Origin of the sequence: Gemmata palustris (assembly GCF_017939745.1) — a bacterium.
Taxonomy (GTDB): Bacteria; Planctomycetota; Planctomycetia; order Gemmatales; family Gemmataceae; genus Gemmata; species Gemmata palustris.
The window spans coordinates 3161427-3180898 of sequence record NZ_JAGKQQ010000001.1; the positions used below are offsets into that span (position 1 = coordinate 3161427).

13 protein-coding genes are annotated in these 19472 nt (G+C 66.7%); 5 read left to right on the plus strand and 8 right to left on the minus strand.

The window, feature by feature from the left end; translation table 11 throughout:
- Positions 1-184 precede the first annotated feature (184 nt).
- Entirely contained in the window at positions 185-2056 is a 1872-nt protein-coding gene (locus J8F10_RS12855; RefSeq protein ID WP_210654202.1) for a hypothetical protein, read from the plus strand.
- A 272-nt stretch (positions 2057-2328) separates the two neighbouring features.
- The gene (locus J8F10_RS12860; RefSeq protein WP_210654203.1) at positions 2329-5256 is read left to right on the plus strand and encodes a serine/threonine-protein kinase; all 2928 of its coding nucleotides are present in this window, start codon (positions 2329-2331) and stop codon (positions 5254-5256) included.
- 539 nt (positions 5257-5795) lie between these two features.
- Here the strand turns inward: J8F10_RS12860 and J8F10_RS12865 are convergent.
- Positions 5796-6005 carry a hypothetical protein gene (locus J8F10_RS12865; RefSeq protein WP_246524616.1) on the minus strand — a complete coding sequence of 70 codons (210 nt, stop codon included), beginning with the start codon at positions 6003-6005 and terminating at the stop codon, positions 5796-5798.
- A 709-nt stretch (positions 6006-6714) separates the two neighbouring features.
- Here J8F10_RS12865 and J8F10_RS12870 point away from each other — a divergent pair.
- Positions 6715-7968: a PDZ domain-containing protein gene (locus tag J8F10_RS12870; RefSeq protein WP_210654204.1), complete on the plus strand. Its 1254-nt coding sequence runs from the start codon at positions 6715-6717 to the stop codon at positions 7966-7968.
- Positions 7969-8062: 94 nt separating this feature from the next.
- Here the strand turns inward: J8F10_RS12870 and J8F10_RS12875 are convergent, their stop codons facing one another.
- From J8F10_RS12875 to J8F10_RS12885, 3 genes are all read right to left on the minus strand, one after another.
- Complete coding sequence (locus J8F10_RS12875) at positions 8063-8563, minus strand: nucleoside 2-deoxyribosyltransferase domain-containing protein (protein WP_210654205.1); 501 nt, start codon at positions 8561-8563, stop codon at positions 8063-8065.
- A gap of 167 nt (positions 8564-8730) precedes the next feature.
- Entirely contained in the window at positions 8731-9558 is an 828-nt protein-coding gene (locus tag J8F10_RS12880) for a polysaccharide biosynthesis/export family protein (RefSeq protein ID WP_210654206.1), read from the minus strand.
- A 118-nt stretch (positions 9559-9676) separates the two neighbouring features.
- Positions 9677-13651 carry an AsmA-like C-terminal region-containing protein gene (locus tag J8F10_RS12885; protein WP_210654207.1) on the minus strand — a complete coding sequence of 1325 codons (3975 nt, stop codon included), beginning with the start codon at positions 13649-13651 and terminating at the stop codon, positions 9677-9679.
- Positions 13652-14210: 559 nt separating this feature from the next.
- On the opposite strand from J8F10_RS12885, the gene J8F10_RS38780 reads away from it, so the two are divergent.
- Together J8F10_RS38780 and J8F10_RS12895 are read left to right on the plus strand one after the other, a co-directional pair.
- Positions 14211-14915, plus strand: coding sequence for a hypothetical protein (locus tag J8F10_RS38780; protein WP_246523239.1), 705 nt, complete (start codon positions 14211-14213; stop codon positions 14913-14915).
- A gap of 104 nt (positions 14916-15019) precedes the next feature.
- A complete protein-coding gene (locus J8F10_RS12895) occupies positions 15020-15766 on the plus strand; it encodes an ATP-grasp domain-containing protein (RefSeq protein WP_210654208.1) in 747 nt (248 codons plus the stop codon).
- A gap of 75 nt (positions 15767-15841) precedes the next feature.
- Here J8F10_RS12895 and J8F10_RS12900 read toward each other — a convergent pair whose 3' ends face one another.
- The 4 genes from J8F10_RS12900 to J8F10_RS40795 all read right to left on the minus strand — a co-directional run bounded on the left by J8F10_RS12900 (position 15842) and on the right by J8F10_RS40795 (position 19395).
- Positions 15842-16360: a hypothetical protein gene (locus J8F10_RS12900; RefSeq protein WP_246523241.1), complete on the minus strand. Its 519-nt coding sequence runs from the start codon at positions 16358-16360 to the stop codon at positions 15842-15844.
- A gap of 59 nt (positions 16361-16419) precedes the next feature.
- Positions 16420-18198: a sigma-70 family RNA polymerase sigma factor gene (locus tag J8F10_RS12905; RefSeq protein ID WP_210654209.1), complete on the minus strand. Its 1779-nt coding sequence runs from the start codon at positions 18196-18198 to the stop codon at positions 16420-16422.
- A gap of 267 nt (positions 18199-18465) precedes the next feature.
- Complete coding sequence (locus J8F10_RS12910) at positions 18466-19152, minus strand: class I SAM-dependent methyltransferase (RefSeq protein WP_210654210.1); 687 nt, start codon at positions 19150-19152, stop codon at positions 18466-18468.
- A gap of 63 nt (positions 19153-19215) precedes the next feature.
- Positions 19216-19395 (minus strand): TIGR02996 domain-containing protein, encoded by a 180-nt coding sequence (locus tag J8F10_RS40795; RefSeq protein WP_210661905.1) that lies wholly within the window; start codon positions 19393-19395, stop codon positions 19216-19218.
- Between the last annotated feature and the right edge of the window lie 77 nt (positions 19396-19472).

Here is a 19472-nt window from a genome sequence, read left to right on the forward strand (position 1 = left end):
CCTCCAAAAGCTCCCGCGCCGAATTAGCATCATTTCGCGGCCTGAATAAGAACACGACACTGTCAATTATCCGGACACTCGTGTGCTGCGAAAGCCGTCACTTCCTTGCAACATGAATAATCGGAACTAGCGTTTCATACCGGATGGTCCCTACCTCCTCCCCCCGCCAGAGGAGCCCGAGTCGATGCCCGCCCCCCTTCTGCAAGTGGAAGCACTCGAAGCTCGCGACGTCCCCGCAACGTTCGGCACTCCGTGGCCGGACGGCGAGCGCGTCACGCTCAGTTTCGCGCCCGATGGCGCGCTCATCGGCTCGTCCGCGTCCGACTTGTTCGCGGAACTCGGGCCGGATGCGCGGCTCGCGGTCCTGCGCGCGTTCCAGGCGTGGGCGGTTCACGCGGACGTGAACATCGGCCTCGTGCCCGATTCGGGCGCGGCCTTTGGTACCGGAGGCGCGATCCAGGGCGATCCGCGGTTCGGTGATGTCCGCGTGGGCGGCCGAGCGCTCGCCGGAGACGTGTTGGCGATCACGGCTCCGTACAACTTGTACGACAACTATTCCGGCGATCTGGTGGTGAACACCGCCGCGCCGTTCGGCCTGAGCGGGTACGACCTGTACACCGCGCTGCTCCAGGAATCCGTCCACGCGCTGGGCGTCGGTAACAGCCCCGACCCCGCGTCCGTGATGTACGAGTTCTATAGCGGCGTTCGGGCCGGGCCGTCCGCGGGCGACATTGCATCCATTCAGGCGCTCTACGGGGCGCGCCAACCCGACCAGTACGAAGGGTTGGGGGGTAACGACACTTTCGCCGCGGCCACCCGCTACCGCTCCGACGTCACTGCGGACCTCACGACGACCGGCGATGTCGACGTCTACAAGTTCACCGCCGGCGTGCTCACGCAGAGCGTGACCGTGAGCCTTCGCGCCGCGGGCCTGAGCCTACTCACGGCGCGGGTCGAGGTGCTCGATGCTTCGGGGCGCGTGTTGGCGTCGCGGGCCGTAACCGACCCGCTGGCCAATGACATCACGTTGTCGCTGGGCGGGCTCCGCGCGGGGGCAACGTACTACGTCCGCGTATCAGGCGCGGGTGGCGAGTTCGGTGTCGGCTCCTACGCGATCCAGATCAAGCAATCGTCGCTGCTCACTCAAGTCACCGACTTGGTGGGGAACTTGCTCGAAGAGACCGGGCTGAACGACACACTGTTCACCGCAACGAGCCTTTTGAGCAAGACGCTCTCCCCCGGCCCACAGACCGAGTACGGCACGCGGGCCGCGTTTGGTTCGCCCGCGGACGCGGACTATTACCGGCTCACGGTCCCGGGTTCGGTTTCCGACGGCCCCGTCAATCTGCTGGTCACGGTATGGGGCGCGGACGGGCGTGTACTGAATCCCTGGATCGAAGTGCGCGACGCCACGGGGGGCGTGTTCGCCGCCCAGGTGACCTCCGCCAACGGGAACACGACGACGCTGCAAGTGACCGGGCTGAAAGCCGGGGCGACGTACTTCGTGAAGACGTTTTCCGACAGCGGGAGCGTGGGCGAGTACACCTTCGCGGCCGATGTTCGACCGGACGTCGTCACCGTGCCGGAACTGGCGTCCGGTACGGTGGGTGCGGCAACGGCTGCGACCACTGAGTTCAGCCTGGAGCAAACGAGCCAGGTTCACCTGGTGCTCAGCGCGACCGGCGCGCACGGTACGGCCGAGGCCGTTGTCACGAACGAAGCCGGGGACGTGGTCGGACGGTTCACTGCGGCCGCCGGGCGCGGGCGCTCGCTGGACCTGTACCTCGCCGCGGGCAAGTACACGGTCACCGTGCGCTCGGTCGGAGGGGATATGCTGGGCTTCCAGTTGGGGCTCGCGATCGTGACCGACCCGGTCGGCGCGCAGCCCGAAGACCCGACCGGTACACCCGCCCCCACAACGCCCCCACCACCGACTTCGCCACCGGTCCCACCGCCGAGCGAACCGCCACCACCAACAAACCCGACACCACCCCCACCGAGCGAACCGCCCCCGCCGCTCCCGCCCGATCCCGAAGACCCGGCCCAGTGGGGCTGAAAGCGAACCGGGGGTTATTGAGATGCGGCGTGAGTCGCGCTGGAGGAGCCTGAACCCCTCGGCGCGACTCACGCCCGAATGCTGGTAATTTGCCTTTAGTTTTGTGGTACCGACAACGCCATCACGTGAGACGTCCCGGGCTTCCGCCCCCGCGCGAAAAATAAAGTCGCGTCATTTCGGCGGCCCCATTGCGCCGGTTTCGTGCTAGGTAGAGTTGGAACGGTCCGCTCCGTGGACCGCTGATCTACCCCCACGCCCCGGCGATCGCCCACATGAGCGCCCGTGATTTTCCGCCCACTGCGCAGCTCCTTCAACTCCAGCCCGCGCTCGATCTCCCCGCGCCCGACGCCCAAACACCGGCGAACCCCGCGGACGTCGGCACCATCCGCAACTGGACCGGCGAAGCCGGCCTGCCGCCGGAAGCGAGCCTCGAGCCGGCGATCTTAATTGACCACCTGCGCGCTTCCGACCCCGCCACCGCCGCCAAACTGCGGGACGCGCTCGACCGCTTCCCGCCGGTGAACAGCCACTTCGCCGGGTTCGACCTGATGGCGGTCCTCGGGCGCGGGACGTTCGGCCGCGTGTACCTCGCGCGCCAGGGCGAACTCGCGGACCGGTTCGTTGCGCTCAAGGTCTCGGCCGACCTCGCGGGCGAATCGCAGACCCTCGCCCGGCTCCAGCACACGAACATCGTCCCCATCTATTCGACGCACCGCGACGGGCCGTTCCAGGCGGTGTGCATGCCGTTCTTCGGCGTCGCCACGCTCGCGCACCTGCTCCACCGGTTCCGCGGGAACACGGCCGTCCCCGCGACCGGTCGGCAACTGCTCGACACCCTCAAGGGGCTCAGCGACGAGACAGAAATCCCGGCCCTCGGTTCGCGCGTCACGGGTACGGGCACCGGTCCCAAATCGCTCGGGGCCTCCGCGATCGCCGTGGATGAGGAGGAAGCCCACCTGCGCGCGGTCCGCGGACCGGTTCGCGCGGGCGGCCCGCTGGAGGTTCTGCGCGAGGTCACGTACCCCGATGCCGTGTCCTGGATCGGTGCCCGGCTCGCCGACGGACTGGAACACGCCCACTCCCACGGCATCCTGCACAACGATTTGAAGCCGGCCAACGTGCTCCTCACCGACGACGGCCAGCCGATGCTCCTCGACTTCGGCGTGTCCGAAGACATGAAGGTGCGGGCCGTGACGCCCGGCGCGCACATCGGCGGGACACTGCCTTACATGGCTCCCGAGCACCTGCGCTCGGTGCGCGACCGCATCCCCGCGACCGACGCCCGGAGCGACGTCTACGCCCTCGGCATCATTCTGTTCGAGTTGCTCACGGGGGAGCACCCGTTCCGCGTGCCCGTGGGCAAACTGGAAGACGAAATCCCGCTCATGCTCACGGAGCGCTCCGCGCTCCCGCCTCGGCTGCGTGCGCGCAACGGACAGGTGTCGCGCGGGCTGGAAGCGATCGTCCGCAAGTGCCTGGAACCGGACGCCGCGCACCGGTACCAGACCGCGGCCGACCTGCGGGACGACCTCGACCGGCACCGCGCGGATTTGCCACTGCGGTTCGCGCGCGTCCCGGTCCGCGAGCGCGTGCGGAAGTGGGCGCGACGGCACCCGCGGTTGACGTCCCATCTGAGCCTCGCGACCGTGGCCGTAACTGCGCTCGCGCTGTGTCTCGGGGGTCTGTTCGCAGCCAGCGCGCGGGCGGAACGGTCCGACGCCGCCGTGAACGCGCGGCACTTTGACGACGATCTGAAGTCCGCACACTACCTGCTCAGCACCCGCGCGCCCGAACCGGCCACGGTGGAAGAGGGGGTCGCCAAATGCACGGCCGCGCTCGCGCGGTATGGGCTGCCGGACGACGTCCGCTGGGAGCGCCGACCCGAGTTCCGCACGCTCTCGGCCCAGGAACAACAGCAGGTGCGCACCAAGATCGCCGAAGCCTGCCTGCTCCTCGCGCGAGGGCAGGCGCTCCGTGCGAAGCCCGGGGCCAGCGCGGACGGGGCGCTCGGTGAAGCCCTTCGCGCGAACGAGCTGGCCGAACAGATCGCCGGAGGTACCACGAAGGCGCTCTGGGAACAGCGGGCCGATCTGATGCGCCGACTCGGTCGGTCCGAGGGCGCGTCGCGGTCCGCGGAGAAGGCCAAGGATGCGCCGCTCGCGACCGCCGGCGACTACTACCTCTCCGGGACCGAGGCCATGACCAATGGCAAGCACCGGGAGGCCCTTCCGCTGCTGCGGAAGGCGATCGAACTCGACCCGGGCGACTTCTCTTCGCACCTGAGTTTGGGGCGCTGTTACGAGGGCCTGGGCCGGTACTCGGATGCCTCCGCGTGCTACACCACCGCGATCGCACTGCGCCCGGACCACGCGGGCGGGTACTACGCACGCGGACTGGTCGCGCTGCGGACCCACGACCCGGCCCGCGCGAAGAGTGACCTCGACAAGACCGCCGACCTGCTCCCCGAGACCGCCGACGTGTACCTGAACCGCGCGCTGGCGCACCAGGAATTGAAGGACTACGCGGCCGGCCTGCGCGACCTGGAGCACGCGACCGAACTGGGCGCGCCACAAGTTCGGGCGCTGTGTATGCGGGCACAGATCAAGCACCTCTCCGGCGACAAAGACGGCGCGAAGAAGGATCTGGCCGAGGCCATGAAACTGAACGCAGAAGACGATGTGGGCCTCGTGGCCCGCGGCATCGCGAGGCTCAGTACCGACCTCGCCGGGGCCGTCAGCGACTTCGACGCGGCCCTCGCGATCAACCCGCGCTCGATTCCGGCACAGCAGAACAAGGCCCACACGCAGGCCAAAATGGGGAAGACACGCGACGCGATCCGCACCCTCGACGCGCTACTGGAGCAGTTCCCGGACTACGTCCCGGCTCGGTCCGGGCGCGGCGTGCTGCACGCCCGATTGGGCAACGCGACCGAGGCCATCGCGGACGCGACCGACGTCCTCAAGCGCGAACCGTCCCCCGTGAATGCGTACCAGGCCGCCTGCGTTTACGCGCTGCTCGACAAGGTCCAGCCCGGCGCGCGAGCCGAAGCGATCCGGCTCCTGACGGCCGCCCTCCGAAGAGGCTTCGGCCACGAACACGTCGAATCGGACAAGGATCTGGACCCCATCCGCGGTACACCCGAGTTCAAGCGCGTCGTCGAAAGTGTCCAGGCGCTCCGTACCGATGTCGGCCGGCAGTAGAGACACGCTACAGCTTGCCGAGCACGAGATCGATGACCCAGCACTCGCGCACGTGCGGCCCCGGTCCGCGGCAGTGATCGAGTACCTCGGCGCGGTCGCACCCGGCCCCACCAATGCCGGTACCCCGAAGGGGTTACACATCTCAGCCCAGGGTCAATCGCAACGCGGGCGCACCCTGGGAAACCCGTGCGCACATGCGCCACCAAACAACATCCGGCAGGCCGGAGCCCAATGGTGGGCCGTCATGTAGGGTGGGTCCAGGCTTTGCGCAGGCCCACCATTACCCCGACGAGCGCGAACGCACCCCGCGCGCCACAATCCCCACCGGCACGTCCCAGGCGCGATGGTGGGCCTGCGCAAAGCCTGGACCCACCCTACATCAAACCATGCCCCGCGCGCCCGCGCGACCAATGCCGGTACCCCGAAGGGATTACACTCCCCAGCCCAGGGGTCGACCGCAACGCGGGCGCCCCCTGGGAAACCCGTGCGCACCTCCCGCGCTGCCATCCGTCGCCTACAAACCAACACCCGCCCCCCCGCTACTCCTTCCCCAGCACCCGATCGACGACCCAGCACCCGCGCACGTGCGGCCCCGGCCCACGGCAGTGGTTCAGCACATCGGTGGCGTCGCACCCGGCGTCCTGGAGCGCGTCGGCCAGAATCGGCATCGCGCTAAACTCGCGCGACTTGTACATTTGGGACGCGAGCGCGAGAACAGTGTCGGTGCGCCACGAAGGAGAGAAAGGCACGGGGCGGAACGGGTTCCCGAGGATCTCGCGAAGCAAAAATGGTTGGAACCGGCCCGTCAATATGCGGGAGTCATTCCAGGCATTGAGCGTCTCCAGGTTTGCCAGTCCTCTGTCGCCGAACGTTGCTAATAGGCAGTGTCTGTGAACACTTCGCTTGTCGGGTGCGCCGAACCCCCATTCTCGCTTTTCAAGAGTCGCCGTCCTGAAGGTGTACCCGTACATCGCCGTGCCCGCCTCATAGAACTCTTCGTGCGTTGCCGACGAATCAGCATAGCGCTCGGCAGTGGCCACGGCCTCACGCATATCCCCGGCGGGGATTCGGTCCCAGATACAGTGCGCACACGCAACCACAAAAAGCCTTCGCTGCCGGTTGCTTACCTTGTGCCAAAGGAGTCTCACCATCGGCATCGGATCATCGCACGCGAGCCATTCCGCTTCGGTCATTGATCGCCCCCTGGTGCCGCTCCCAGCATGACCGATCTCGTGCCGACCGCAAGCCCCGCAGCTCGACCGGCCGAAATGACGCCCGGCGACCCGTTCCCCACGCGCTCGCGTTATCGTACTTCGGGCGACGTTGCCCGGCTGGACTCACGCACGCTCATGTCAGGATAATACCCGCGTGCAATCATTCGCAAAAATTATGCGGATGCAAATTGGGAAATCCGCAACAATGTGATTGACCGGCCAAAGGACAACCCGGGGGACACACATGTTGCGCTTCACGATGGCGTCGATCGCCGTGGCGGTGGTCGGCGCAATACTCGCCGCCCCGGTGCCACCGGAGCGGCCCGCGAAGGCTCTGGTGGACGCCCTGGGCGACCCGAGCGCGAAGGTGCGCGACGAGTCGTTCGCGGCTCTACGGGACCGGGCCGACGCGCGGCCGTGGCTGCGCCGCGCGGCCCGGTCCGCGGATCAGGACATCGCGCGTCGGGCCGCGGCTCTGCTGGTTCCGCACGAGAAGGCCCGCCAGGAGGCGGTGGTCCCGGCGATCGATGCCTGCGTGCGCGAGGGGCGCATCGACCTACTGACCGAGTGGCACCAGTTCTGGAAGCCCCGGGCCGAGGCCGATCTGTGGACCGTCGGGCCGCGCGCCGCGAAAGCCGGGATGGATCTCTTCGCCAAGTCGTGCCCGAAGGGGAGTTGGGAGCGGTTCGAGAAGATGCTCGCCCTGCACTCGCGCGTAGTTGCGCGATCCCACGACGGCCCCTATCCAGAGCAGTTCCGTAGCAAGGGTGATTCAACCTGGAGCATTCGGACGGATCGGATGGTCCAGGTGCCCTTTCCGCCGGAATGTATCCGGTTCGCCTCGATCGGCGGCCCGGCACATCTGGGGATGAGGCCCTCACGCGCGGAGCAGTTTCTGGTTCTTGGGCCGGTTCAAGCGAGAAGGATCGACACCGCGTTTGTCGCGTGCGACGGGGACGTGTGGGGCGAGACCCCCGAGTTCGAGCCGTCGAAGGGCGTCCTGACCGCCCGGGGCATCGTCGTGTGTCGCGGCAACTTTACCGGCTGGCACGGGGTTGGCGCATGTGTGCTGCTGGTGGACGGAGACGTGGATCTGACGCAGTCGAGCGAGACGAGAGGCAACCTGATCCGCGCGTCGGGCGAGGTTCGCCTGCCGAGCGATAAGGATGCCCTTCCGGTGAACTGTACGATCGAGTCGCGCGTGAAGGACGCGACGGCCCCGTACAAGTTCTTCGAGGTGTCCGACACGGGCCTGTTGGTGGCCGACGACGAGGAGGGCTTGGTCGTCACCGGGATCAAGCCCAACACCCCGTTCGGCACCAGCGGGATCGCCAAGGGCGACCTGATCCGGTCCATCGACGACGCCCCGGCCGGGCACTCCGAGCAATTCCGCAAAGTGCTCCGACGTGCGCTGGTGTGCCAGGGCGATTGCCTCATCACCGTCACGCGCGGCGACAAGACCATCGACATCCCCGTCTTCTTCCCGCTACCCAAGTAAATACCGGGGCCTCAAAGAGTTCGCGACTACATCTGATCCGGTACCGCGCGAGCGGCCTGCAACGCACTCGGCTGCGACCCTGTACCGCGCCGCTTCAGGCTCCCGGAGCGGTGCGGGCGAGTTCGACCGCCGCAGCGCACGCGGTCGAGAGCGCGGACACCACCGGCACCCCCGGGCAGTCCTGGCCGAACCGGTGCCGGATGTAGCGCGCCCCGCTGAACCCGTCCTCGAGCCCGACCACGAGCCGCACCCCGTCGCGCTCGTGGCGCACCTTCCACTCGGCCAACTCGAACCGGCTGGTCTGGGCGTAGGCCCGACCGGGCACGCTCACCGCCTCGCGCGCCAGCCAGAACAGGATCACGCCGTGCCCGGCCGCCCGGCGCAAGTGGTGCGTTTCCCAATCGACTTGCGCCGCGTACTCGGAGTCGCGCCGCGGGCCGGGGCGCCGGGGTGATGCGACGGCGAGGGCCGGGGCGTGTTCCGCGAACCACTGAAGCGCTTCGGCCTGCCAGTCCGGGGCGCCCTGGATCGGACCCGCCAGAAACACGAGCGGTCCGTCGATGGGCGAAATAGTCAGCGGCAAAAACGCACTCACGACGTGCCCCTGTGACTCGCAACAATAACGCTCACCGGTTTGTGCGGTGAGTCGCAAATGTCAGAAGTCGACACTGCGGAGCCGCGCCGGGTTCGGTGCGCGCCGAGGGTGAGTGTCATCACACCCTCGGTACGGCTGTGGAACACCGGCACGGAGTCACTGAACCGTTACGGCTTCGGAGCGGGCACCGCGGGCAACCCGCCGCACGCCGGAGCGCAGTTGCCGCTGAAGCAGGAGACCTGCGGACCGTTGCACGGGCCGCCGCGGTTGAAGTGCCCGCCGAAGAGGTCTTCAAACGTCCCCTTGCTCGGCACAAAGATCCGGTCGCCCGGCAGGATCTGGTAGTTCGTCGAAGTGTCGCCGAGTTGCACGATGTTCGTGTAGCACACCGGGAGCACCGTGCGGCACCCGTCGGGGGCCGAGGGGCGGGCGACGATGATGTTCTGCGGCGACGACCGGCGCGTCGGTCCACCGGCCTGGGTGATCGCGGAGAGCACCGTGTCGTGGCCCGTGATCGGGAACGCACCGGGGGCGTTCACTTCGCCGAGCACGTAGAACACTTTCCCCGGCCGCGCGAGCAACCGCACCGTCACAGCGACCGCGTTCTTCTCTTTCGACTTGATCGCGTCGCGCACTTGCACTTCGACTTCCGGCAGCGTCTTGCCCGCGACCACCGGGCGCCCGTACTGGCCGAGGTCGATGGTGCCGTCGGGCTGTACCGGCTGATCCGGCGGGAGCCGAACCGGGGCGTCGAGTTCAACCGGTTGCACAAGCAGCGTGTCACCGGCTTCGACCACGTGCGGAGCGAGGAGCGACATGGCAAGTTCCCGCGGCACCGGTGCGGGAACGGGGGCCGTGTCGCGCACGGCCTTCGCGTTCTTGTTTAAAGGATTCGTCGGTGTGCTGAACCCGAGCGATTCGCCCACGGTCGAACACCCCGTTACAACGATTAGCATCAACCCGAGGGCAACACCGGCCCGAGCACGAATTACCATAACACCGGCTCCTTTCCAGCTTACCTGGGGCATCGGTGTTATCGGGCCAAATGAAACGTCCTCTTAAACCGTTCTCCTCGATATATCCCAAACTCTGCACTTTCTCCGCACGACCGCGTCACTTGTTGCTCATGGAACCGAGGCCGAGGACGCCGGCGGCTTCGGCCGGAAGTACGTACCGCGACAGGAAGAAGCGCACGGCCTGGTCGGTCAGGAGCGCCCCCACGTTCACGCGCACGATGGGGTTACTCGTCGAACCGGTGATCGTGAGGCGCACCGTTCGGTTCGAGAGAAAATCGCTCACGTCGCGGATCAGCGCGACCGGGACCGGGCCGAACGTGGGGACGCGGAGCCCGAACACCCGTAGCGCGCGAACGTCGGGGCCGATCGTTCCCGTGTGCGCGACCACGTTCAGGTCCACGCGCCCGCTGGTGGCGATGGTCCCTTCCGCGAACAACTGCGCCGCCGGGTTCGCCAGCGCGATTCGCTCGACGCGGAACACGCCCTTGCTCAGAGTCGCGCGGACGTCGCCCGACTGGAACGGCTTCACGAGGCCGGTCGTGTTCAGGAACGGGGTAACCTGGCGCAGAACCGGGATTTCCTTCACCGACGTGTTGTTCAGACTCGCGATCAGCGTTCCACTCACGTCGTCGATCGAGCGCACGCGCGTGCCCTTCAGGTCGAAGCGCCCCGTGAGCCGCCCGCTACCCAGGAGGGCGTTCTCGCCGAGCCCCGGCGCGACGGCCCGCAGCGGTACGTCGGTGAACTTCACCTCCCCGTCCAGGCGCGTCTCGGTGCCCCAATCGAGTGACAAATCGGCCCGGGCGCGCCCGGACCCGGCCTGAACGGACGCCTCGCGCACGGTGAACCGCCCGTACCCGCCCGCGGCACTCGCGAACGTGAACGGCACGCGGAGGTCGCTCACCTGCACGCCGGACACGCTCCCGCGCGGCACCGTGAGTGTGCCCGACCCGCGGCTCTCGCCCCCGAGCCGGGCGTGAACGACCACCGAAACCGGCCCGTCGAGCAGGTCGTTAGAACTCCCGAACGGCGCGAGCAGCTTCTTCGCGTCCGCGCCGGTGAGGGCGAGCGTGAAGAAGTTGCGCTGCGTTTGTTCGAGCCGCACCTGGCCGCGTGCGCGGAGTTCGCCGCCCGCGACGCGGCCCGTAACGTCCGAGAGTTGCAGCACCCCGTCGCGCATGACCAGCACGCCCACCACCTCTTGCGAGAGCAGAGTCCCGCCCCACTCGAGGCGCGTGACGGTGATGCGGCCGGAACCGGACGAGAGATCGTTCTCGAAGTCGAAGTTCGCATCGAGCCGACCGCGGAGCGGTTCGAGCGCGGTGAACCCGATGCCGCGGGCGAGCCGCGCGAGGTCCACGCCGGTCAACTTGAACGCCCCGCGGTCGCGCTTCCCCTGCCCGCCCGGTTCCTTGTCTTTTTTCAGGCCCGGGTAGCGGCCCTTAATGTCGAACGACCCGCCCAACGTCTTACCTTCGAGTTCGTACTCCACCGCGCCGCCCTTGAGAGCGACCTTTCCGGTGAGGCGCTCGGCGGGAATGCCCTGAACGGTCAACCGCGGCGCGGTGAGGTCCAAATTGAGGTTGCCCACGCGCCCCTGCCCCTCCTTCGCGGGAGGAATCTCTCCGCCGACCTTCCCGGACACCTTGCCCGCGATCTTCACGGGGAAGTCCGGTACGAGTTCGGTCGCGCCGCCCGCGTCTAGGTCTTTGAACTCAACCCCGAACGCACCCGCCTTGTCCGCCGCGAACGGGACATCGGCGGAACCGGTCAGCGTCCCGCCGAAGGCGTTCGCCTTGAGGTCGGAGACGACGAGCTTTTCGGGGGTCAGCTCCCACTTCAGCTCGACGTGATTGGCGCTCGATTTCGCGAGCGTAAGTTTCGTGGCCTTGATGCTACCCGTAGCGGTGTACGAGAGCGGTGCGACCGTGCCGGTCACGCGCGACTCCGTTTCCAGCACGCCCTCGACCGGTGCCGGGAGTTGCACTTCGGGAACCAGTTTCCGCAAGTCGGTGATGTTCGTCCCGGTCGTCTTCACCACGGCCGAGAACGGGTACTTGCCGGCCAGCCCCAGCGTCGCCTCGGCGGTGACGGGAATACCTTCGAGAGTGACGTTCGCGTCCTTGAGCGCGACGACGCCCTTCGCGACCGTGGCCGAGAGGCGGATGTCCTTCGCGCTGCGGTTCTCCACCACGAGCTCGGTCGAAGTCACTTCGGCCGAACCGCTCCACTCGTTGGGGTCCGAGAGCTTCTCGTAGGGCGCCTTCATCGCCACTTTGCCGGAAACGGTCCCCTTCAGATCGAGCTTGAAATCGGGGAGCGCTTTGAGCACTTCGCCGAGCGGAATCTGATCGATCGTGAGCGCAGCACTTACGTCACCCGGCGGCGCGGTCGCAGCCGTAAGTGTACCGCGGAACGTGCCGGATTGTTGCCCGCCCGCGCTCGGCTGATCGATCTTGCCGGTGAGATCGGTGAGGGTGAATTTCCCGTCCTGATAGATCATGTTCGCGGAGAGATCGCGGAGCGTGAGCCCTTCGAGCGTGAGCGCTGAGGATGTGATTTTTCCCGTGAACTTGTACGCGGCTTGGCTCACCGCCTGGCTCACCGGAACCGCAATGGTTGCCTCCGCGCTCACCCTCCCGCTGATCTTGTAGTTGACCTTCACCTTCAGCTTTTCGAGCAGTTCGGCGATGTTGACGTCGCGGAAGCGGACGGTCGCGTCGAGCGTCGGCTCACCGCCCTTAGCCGGTTCCTTCTTGTCGTCCTTCTTCGGCGGATCGGCGGGCTTCTTCTCCTGTCGCGCCGCGTTGCGCACGGGCGCATTGGGGGGTCGCGTGTTGCTCGCGTCTTTCTTGGGTCGCTGGAACTCGTACTGGCTCCCGGCCTTCCGCAAGTGAATCGGAATGTCGTCGCCGGGGAAGCCGACGATCTTCACTTCGGTAATGATGCCCGAACCGCCGCCACTCGGCTCGATGCGCCCGTCGGAGAAGACCCGTAGCACGAGATCCGCGGTACCCTTGAGTTTGCCTTCCACGTCCTTCGGCAGCTTCCATTCCGCGGGCAACTTTTTGAGATCGAGGTCCGCGGCCGATGCCTTCAGGTTCAGAACGGTCGGTTCCGGGCCGAAGTCCGCGTCGCCATCGACCGCAACCGTGCCCCCGGCGAGTTCCGCCTTCGCGCCGACGAGTTTCACCTTCGCGCCCGTCACGTTGATCTCGCCGGTGACCTTCGCGAGTGTCACGTTCGCATCGGGTAGCGCGAGCGCGGCGCCAGCGGGTTTGAGATCCACCGCGTAGTGAACTTCGCCCACCGAATCGAGCCACAGGCGCAGCGCAGCGCCCCCGCGCCCATCGGGTTTCACCCGCTGCCACACCGACGCCGGCACGAACGGGATCGACCCGAGCCGGTCCATTGTGAGCGGGCCGTCATCGGTCGCGAGCCGGACCTCGCCCGCCGACCCGTTCCGAGCCACGTCGCCGGAGATGGTCCACTTCGACCACGCAGGGTCGTCGATCGTGCCAGCCAGCTTCACGCGGTCGCCGGCCGGTGTTACGGTGGCGTTGAGGTTCTGGAGGGCGAACTCCGGGCGGCCGTCCTGCCGAATCGTGAGTTGGCCGTTGGTGAGGGTGATCGTGGGCAGTTCGCCCCCCTCCCCTCCTCCACCCTCGGGGAACTTCGGCAGCGTGGTAATGACCTTCCCATCAGCGTTAACGTGGAGCGTCAGGTTCACACCCTTGAGCGTCACCGTTTTCGGCGCGATGCGGCTCGTGGCCAGCCCGAAGAGCGAGACATCGGCGGATGCGTTCTCGACCGCGAACACTTCGGCTTTGTTCGGGTCCGGCGCGGCCGGGTCGAGCACCTTCATCCCGATCGCGGACGTGACCAGTCCGAGGCGGACACTCGTCACCTCGACCGGCATCCCGATTTGCGCGGTGATCTTCCGACTCACGAGCGACTTGCCCGCGTCGGTGCCCAGGTACGCCCCAACTCCGACGCGGACGAGGATCACGAGCGCGAGGCACGCGCCGAGGCCGTAAAGTGTCCACCGGACTGCAGAACGTGCTCGAATCATCGTGCGGCCTCCAAGCGCGTGTCGCGTTCATTCACGCTAACCCAAGACGCAATTGGTTGCACATCCTGTTCCAACCGCGTACCCGCGCCGCCAGCGGTACGGACGGCATTCTCCAAATAATTCGCACATCTTCAGGTGCGTGCGAACTTTTCAGACGCGCTCCCCGCCCCAGCCAGGAAGGGTTATTGAGCTGCTGACCCGATCATCCGCGGTTGCCCGCGCCCGCGATCCAGACCCGAAGCTAACAATTGCTAACAATTTGAGGACAATCGCCGCGACTACGGTTTTCGCCTTGGAAAACGCTATTCGCCACTAACAACGGCTAACATTCGTGCCCGAATTGCTGCGATTAAAGCCCCTTCACCGCCTAACTCTGCAGTTTCGATCACCGTTCAAATTATACCGAATAGACACTCTGTCTCAAAGAACACAGTGGAAATTTTTACCCTACTTGTGCTGCGTCGCGCACGCTGATGCCGAACCCACAGCGGCCCGGAGCCCACACACAAGACTTGGCACGCAGTGCCGCATCGGTCATGCTGAAGCGGGAGGACGAGCGATGACCGAAGAAGAATGGTTGGCGGCTACCGAGCCGACGCTGATGCTGGAGTTCCTTCGAGGCAAAGCGAGCGACCGGAAGATGCGTTTGTTCGCCGTCGCGTGTGGAAGGGTGCTTTGGCCATTGTTAGCAGATATCGCGTCTCAGCGAGCCGTAGAAATTGGAGAACAGTATGCCGATGGACTGGCCGATGATCGAACGCGGCTCATTGCCCGCCGAGCCGCTCACTCGGCGCCGGAGGCGTTGATACCCCATTGGCGGAGCGGGAGCATTCCGAGTGCATCGCTCACTGCCGCAGCCGCAGTGTTGCCCTGCGTAGACAAGTCGGTGCGGATCTGGGGATACGACTTTCTTCGCTCTGTGCAGGCACTAGGTGATTTAATCGCAACCTCACAGTGCGATTCAGGCGAACGACCACTACGGGGTGATACCAAAGCCGCCTGCGAGTTTCACGTCGCGCTCATTCACAACATCTTCGGGAACCCGTTCCGTCCTGTGACTTTCTCCCCGTCGTGGCGCACCCCAACGGCGGTCGCGCTGGCGGCGCAGATGTACGAATCGCGTGACTTCAGCGCGATGCCGATCTTGGCCGACGCGCTCCAAGACGCCGGCTGCGACGCCACCGATGTGCTGAACCACTGCCGTGGACCGGGAGTCCATGTGCGCGGGTGTTGGGTCGCGGATCTGGTACTCGACAAACAGTAGCGGGGAGCCGGCGGGGGCGATACGCTGGAGCGGGCCGGTACCGGTAAGCGAGAGGCGATCCCAAAAGCGGGCGCTCGTTCGTTACGCGGTGGAGAGCAAAGCGGATGAGGCTGCGGCGCGTGTACATCAAGAGGGCCGGTGGCGAGATCGCTAGCGAGGCCTGTTACACCGCCTGGCGCGGGTTCTCTCACCTCGCGTACCCGCTCGACTTCTTCGAGTGGGAGGATCTGACCCAGAAGTGCCTCCGGCTCGACCCGCTCACCCTCGTTGTCGGGGGCACCGTGGCCGTTCACATGGCCCTGCGACAGATCGGCGCCCCCGTGCCGCCGCCCTTGAACTTGCCCGGTCCGCTGCTCGGTTTCGCCGGCCGCGCGGTCTGGGAGACGACCCTCGGGGCCGTGCGCGAGCGCTTCCGTTCTCCAGACGCTTCTCCGCTGTTCATCAAACCGCAAGTGGAGACCAAATCGTTCGCCGGGGCCGTCGTTACCGGAGCGGTCGAATTGGGGCGGCTGCAGCACCTCGACGACGACACCCGTATTCAAACCGCCGAACCGGTCGCGTTCGTGTCGGAGTGGCGGTACTTCGTTCACCGCGGAGCAGTTGTGGGGTTGGCCCACTACAGGGGTGAGTGGTCGATCGTGCCGGACAGTGACACGGTGCGCCGGGCCGTCGCCGCGTACTCACCCGGTCCGGTCGCGTGCGCGCTGGACTTCGGCGTCACGGCCGACGGGCGCACCTTACTGGTCGAGGCGAACGACGCATTCGCCCTCGGAGCTTATGGCCTGGACGCAGTCACTTACGCTCGCATGCTGGAGGACCGTTGGCTGCAAGTGGTCGGCGTCGAGGCGTAACCCGGCTCGGCACTGCTCCAGCCATCTGATTTTATCCCTCCCGCGTCCATCCGAACTACTGGAATCGTGACCAGATCACTTCCCCACAGCACGATCGAAGCACCACGCAAACAGTAGTTCCCATTCGAGGTGCTGCACGCGCCTGGCGATCTCCTCATCGGCGCTCGACGTGTCGCGCACCTTCTCACAGAAATCGACGAACGCTTCGGGCGTGGTGAACGAGTAGCTCACCTCCGGGGTACGTTCGCGGAGGTGATCCAGAACGGGGTGCGCCCCCACCCGGCGCCACCAATACTTGCTGTTGAACGGGTCCGGTTCGCGGCGGTGCATGATCGCGTGCCAGAAGCTCCCCTCGTGGGTGTTGATGTCCTGGCTGATGGTGTGCGATTCGTCCAGGAAGTTGAACGCGATCCACAACCCGGACCGGCACGCGGCGGCCGCGTCCCGGTCCACCACGCGCCCGAGCGCGGCGTCGTCGAGGGCCGCGAGCCGCCCCCGGACCGCGTCATCAGGAGCGCCGGGGCCGAGGGGAACTACAACTCGCGCCGCGAGGAGAGCGGAAATGGTCGGCGAGTACACTGACGGGTCGAACACCGGAACTCCTTTCGTAGGGGCACTGCCACCCTACGAAATTCTCCCGGGCACTCCCAGCGCTACCTGCCCCTAGGCAGCGGTAGTTCCGTCGGCGGGATCTGGTGCAACGAACCCGGGTTCGCTTTCGGTGCGCGGGGGGTTGAGTCCGATGGTGGTTGGAGCGCGCTTATCGGCTTCTTCAACCATTCCAACCATGCTTCCTCCAAATCGTTGATTGACTCGAACCCGTAGACCTCTTTGGCGGCCTTGTCCCAAGACTCGGCGGTGTTACCCTCAGTGCCCGTATACAAGAACGTCAAGAGCCGGCGGCGCCCTTCGTTCTCCGCGTTCTTTTTAAACAAATCACCGAGTATCGGGACGTCCATGAGCACCGGTACCCCTTTCGTCCGCCCGGCCAGGAACCGGGTCAGTGAGTGCCCCTGGGCGTAAAGGACGATCATGTCTTTGGGGTACTCGGTCATGCGCACGAGCACCCGGAGCCGAATCCCGCGCCCGGCGTTGAGCAGTTCGCGAACACGGACGTCGTGGTTGAACTGCTCGGTCGCGGATTCTGCCAGAACGGACAGCCCTTCGTCCGCCCACCGCGGGACCGGCTTGCCGAAGAACGACGCCAGTACGGTGTGCGTCACCTCATGCGGGAGCGCGTTGGTTAGCACGCCCATGAACTCCCCACTCAGAGTCATTTCCATCGAGGTGACGGTCGGTGCCCCGTTCGCGCCGTTACCGAATGTGAAGGTGGTCGCTCCGCCGCCGACTTGTCCCGGAGCGAACCGAATGAAGCACGGTTTGGACCACGCCGGCAGCTCCTTACCGAGCCACTGGAGCGCGAGTTCGCGCCGGTGGTACTCGGCTTCGGACGCCATAACCCGGGCCATTACCGGAGTCGGCGCGTGGACCACGAAGTTGGCCGTGCGCGTCTCGTTCTTGGGCGCTTCGCCCGCGTCGATCCACGGCGGGCTTATCACCGACGGCGCGGGCGGTGCGGCGGTCGGCGGGATCTCCCGCAAAGGCGGATCAATGGGTTTGAGCGGGTCTTGGGACCACACGAACCCGAGGCACACGAGGACCGCCGCGGCGGGCGCCAGCAGCGCGGGCACTTTGAACCTGGCCATATCGTTTACGACTCCTTTCGCGACAATCGCCGCCGGCGCAGTGGGGGCACCGCCGGCGAGGAACTGAAACACATTTGCCACCGTCTGCCGGGCCAGAACGGGCGGAACCGCGCCGACCGCTTCACCGATTCCCGCAACCAGGGCGGTTGCGACCGCCGGGATCACCCCGCGCCGTTCGAGTCGGGCGCGGAGCAGCTCCTTCGCCCGGTCCAATCGGCGCCGAAGAGTGCGCACACTACCGCCGAGGTCCGTTGCGGCTTGTGCGTGGGTCCGCCCGCGCATCAGGCACAACACGACAGGCGCGCGGAGCCCGTCCGGGAGCCGGGTCAGTTCGTCGTCCAGAATTGCGGCGAGTTCGTGCGCGTCCGCCCACGGATCACGGGACTCGTGGCGCGCCGCGGCGCGCTCGTGTACCGCCCGTCGGCGCTCCGCGCTGCGCATTTGCCGGGCGACGTGCCCCGCAACACCGACGAGCCAGCTCCCGACCGCCCCCGGCGCGCGCACCCGCTCCGGCCGGCACGCGAGCACGAGAAACACCGCCTGAAATGCGTCATCGGCGTGCGCGGGAACCAGTCGGCGACAGACGCGGTGGACGACCGGCCCGTGCCGGCGGACGAGTTCCGCGAAGGCCGCTTCGTCGCGGGCGGAGGAGAACCGCGCGAGCAGGTCGCCGTCCGAGAGCACCGATTCCGCGGGCGGACAGAGTTTGCGTACCGAAACGGGCATCCGTGGCCCTCGTGTGAGCGAACCGGCCTTTCACCCACTTAGTGTGCTCTCGCGCCGTCTGATGGCCAACTTTTTGGAAGTGTCGTGAACCCGACCGGCCTTATTGGGCCAGGCACCGTTCGTCGCAAGAGGGGTTGACTTGAGAATAACCTGCCCGGTTGGTGACGAACCATCGAAAAGAAGCGCCGCACGATTTGCGCCACACGGCGCCCGACGCGACAGCGCCGAGGCTCTGGAGCACGGCCCACCAGTGAGCACCGGTCCGCGCTACGGCGGGGTCAGTTCGTAGACCGCGACCGCGCGGGCTTCGTCACCGGTGTCGATGGCCCAGCGCGAGTGCCGCGCGCGCCACCCGCCCGCTTCCAGCCCCTGCAGTAGGGGGAGGCTGGGGGGGCGGTACGGGTCGGACAACAGCACCCGTCCGCCGGGCGCGAGGTTGCCGCTGAAGATCCGCCGCAAGTGTTCGTGTTGGGTGTCGGCGTACAGGATATCCGAGCCCACGATCCAGTCGTACCGGGTCTCCTCCGCCCACTCGGTCCAGTCGGCCAACCGGTACTCGATTCCCGCCATTCGGTTCCGTTCGCCGTTCAGCCGGCACACGTGGATTATCAACTCGGACCGGTCGGTCTGGACGACCGTCGCCCCGAGCGCGGCGGCCACGATGCCCGGTAAGCCGGTGCCGGCCCCCAGTTCCAGCACGGTCTTCCCCCGGAACTCGGCCGCGCGAGCGGCGATCTCGTGCGCCAGTGCGATGGCACCCGGCCACAGCACCGCCCCGTAGGGCGCGCGCCGGTCCGGGTCGTTCAGGAACCGCGTCTCCTCGCCGAGACTGAGAACGGCGTCCGTGTGCAGCACCGACAGCTCCTTGTCACCGACCCGGAGGCGGCACTCGGAGAGCGGAAAATCGCCGATGCTGGTGCTGAGGACCGGCGGCGGAGCGGCAGGTGTGGTCATACGAGTTGAGATACGAAGGAGGTCCGCGCGCGTCATTCCGCAACGCAGCCGCCTCGGGCCTCGTCAGACCACGACCGCACGGGAGGTCACGATTCCGCGATCAACGCTGCCCGCGGCTGTTTCGCATCGGCCGGGGCGCGAACCGAACTCATCGAGCCAGTCGGCAAATGTGAGGCGCACGGTGGCGCCGCTCCGGTTCGCTGCGATCGCGTGAAGAAACGCCGTTTCCGTAGACGTCGCGATTCACCTCGTCACACAAAGAACGGCCCGGGGGATAAATATCCCCCGGGCCGTTCAGATTACCGCACTCGCCGGGCCAC

What these genes read in the sequence shown, in the direction of transcription:
- J8F10_RS12895 (WP_210654208.1), top strand. Translation starts at nt 15,020, where the DNA reads ATGAGGCTGCGGCGCGTGTACATCAAGAGGGCCGGTGGCGAGATCGCT.
- J8F10_RS12910 (WP_210654210.1), bottom strand. Translation starts at nt 19,152, where the DNA reads ATGACCACACCTGCCGCTCCGCCGCCGGTCCTCAGCACCAGCATCGGC.
- J8F10_RS12885 (WP_210654207.1), bottom strand. Translation starts at nt 13,651, where the DNA reads ATGATTCGAGCACGTTCTGCAGTCCGGTGGACACTTTACGGCCTCGGC.
- J8F10_RS12870 (WP_210654204.1), top strand. Translation starts at nt 6,715, where the DNA reads ATGTTGCGCTTCACGATGGCGTCGATCGCCGTGGCGGTGGTCGGCGCA.
- J8F10_RS12905 (WP_210654209.1), bottom strand. Translation starts at nt 18,198, where the DNA reads ATGCCCGTTTCGGTACGCAAACTCTGTCCGCCCGCGGAATCGGTGCTC.
- J8F10_RS12880 (WP_210654206.1), bottom strand. Translation starts at nt 9,558, where the DNA reads ATGGTAATTCGTGCTCGGGCCGGTGTTGCCCTCGGGTTGATGCTAATC.
- J8F10_RS38780 (WP_246523239.1), top strand. Translation starts at nt 14,211, where the DNA reads ATGACCGAAGAAGAATGGTTGGCGGCTACCGAGCCGACGCTGATGCTG.
- J8F10_RS12855 (WP_210654202.1), top strand. Translation starts at nt 185, where the DNA reads ATGCCCGCCCCCCTTCTGCAAGTGGAAGCACTCGAAGCTCGCGACGTC.
- J8F10_RS12860 (WP_210654203.1), top strand. Translation starts at nt 2,329, where the DNA reads ATGAGCGCCCGTGATTTTCCGCCCACTGCGCAGCTCCTTCAACTCCAG.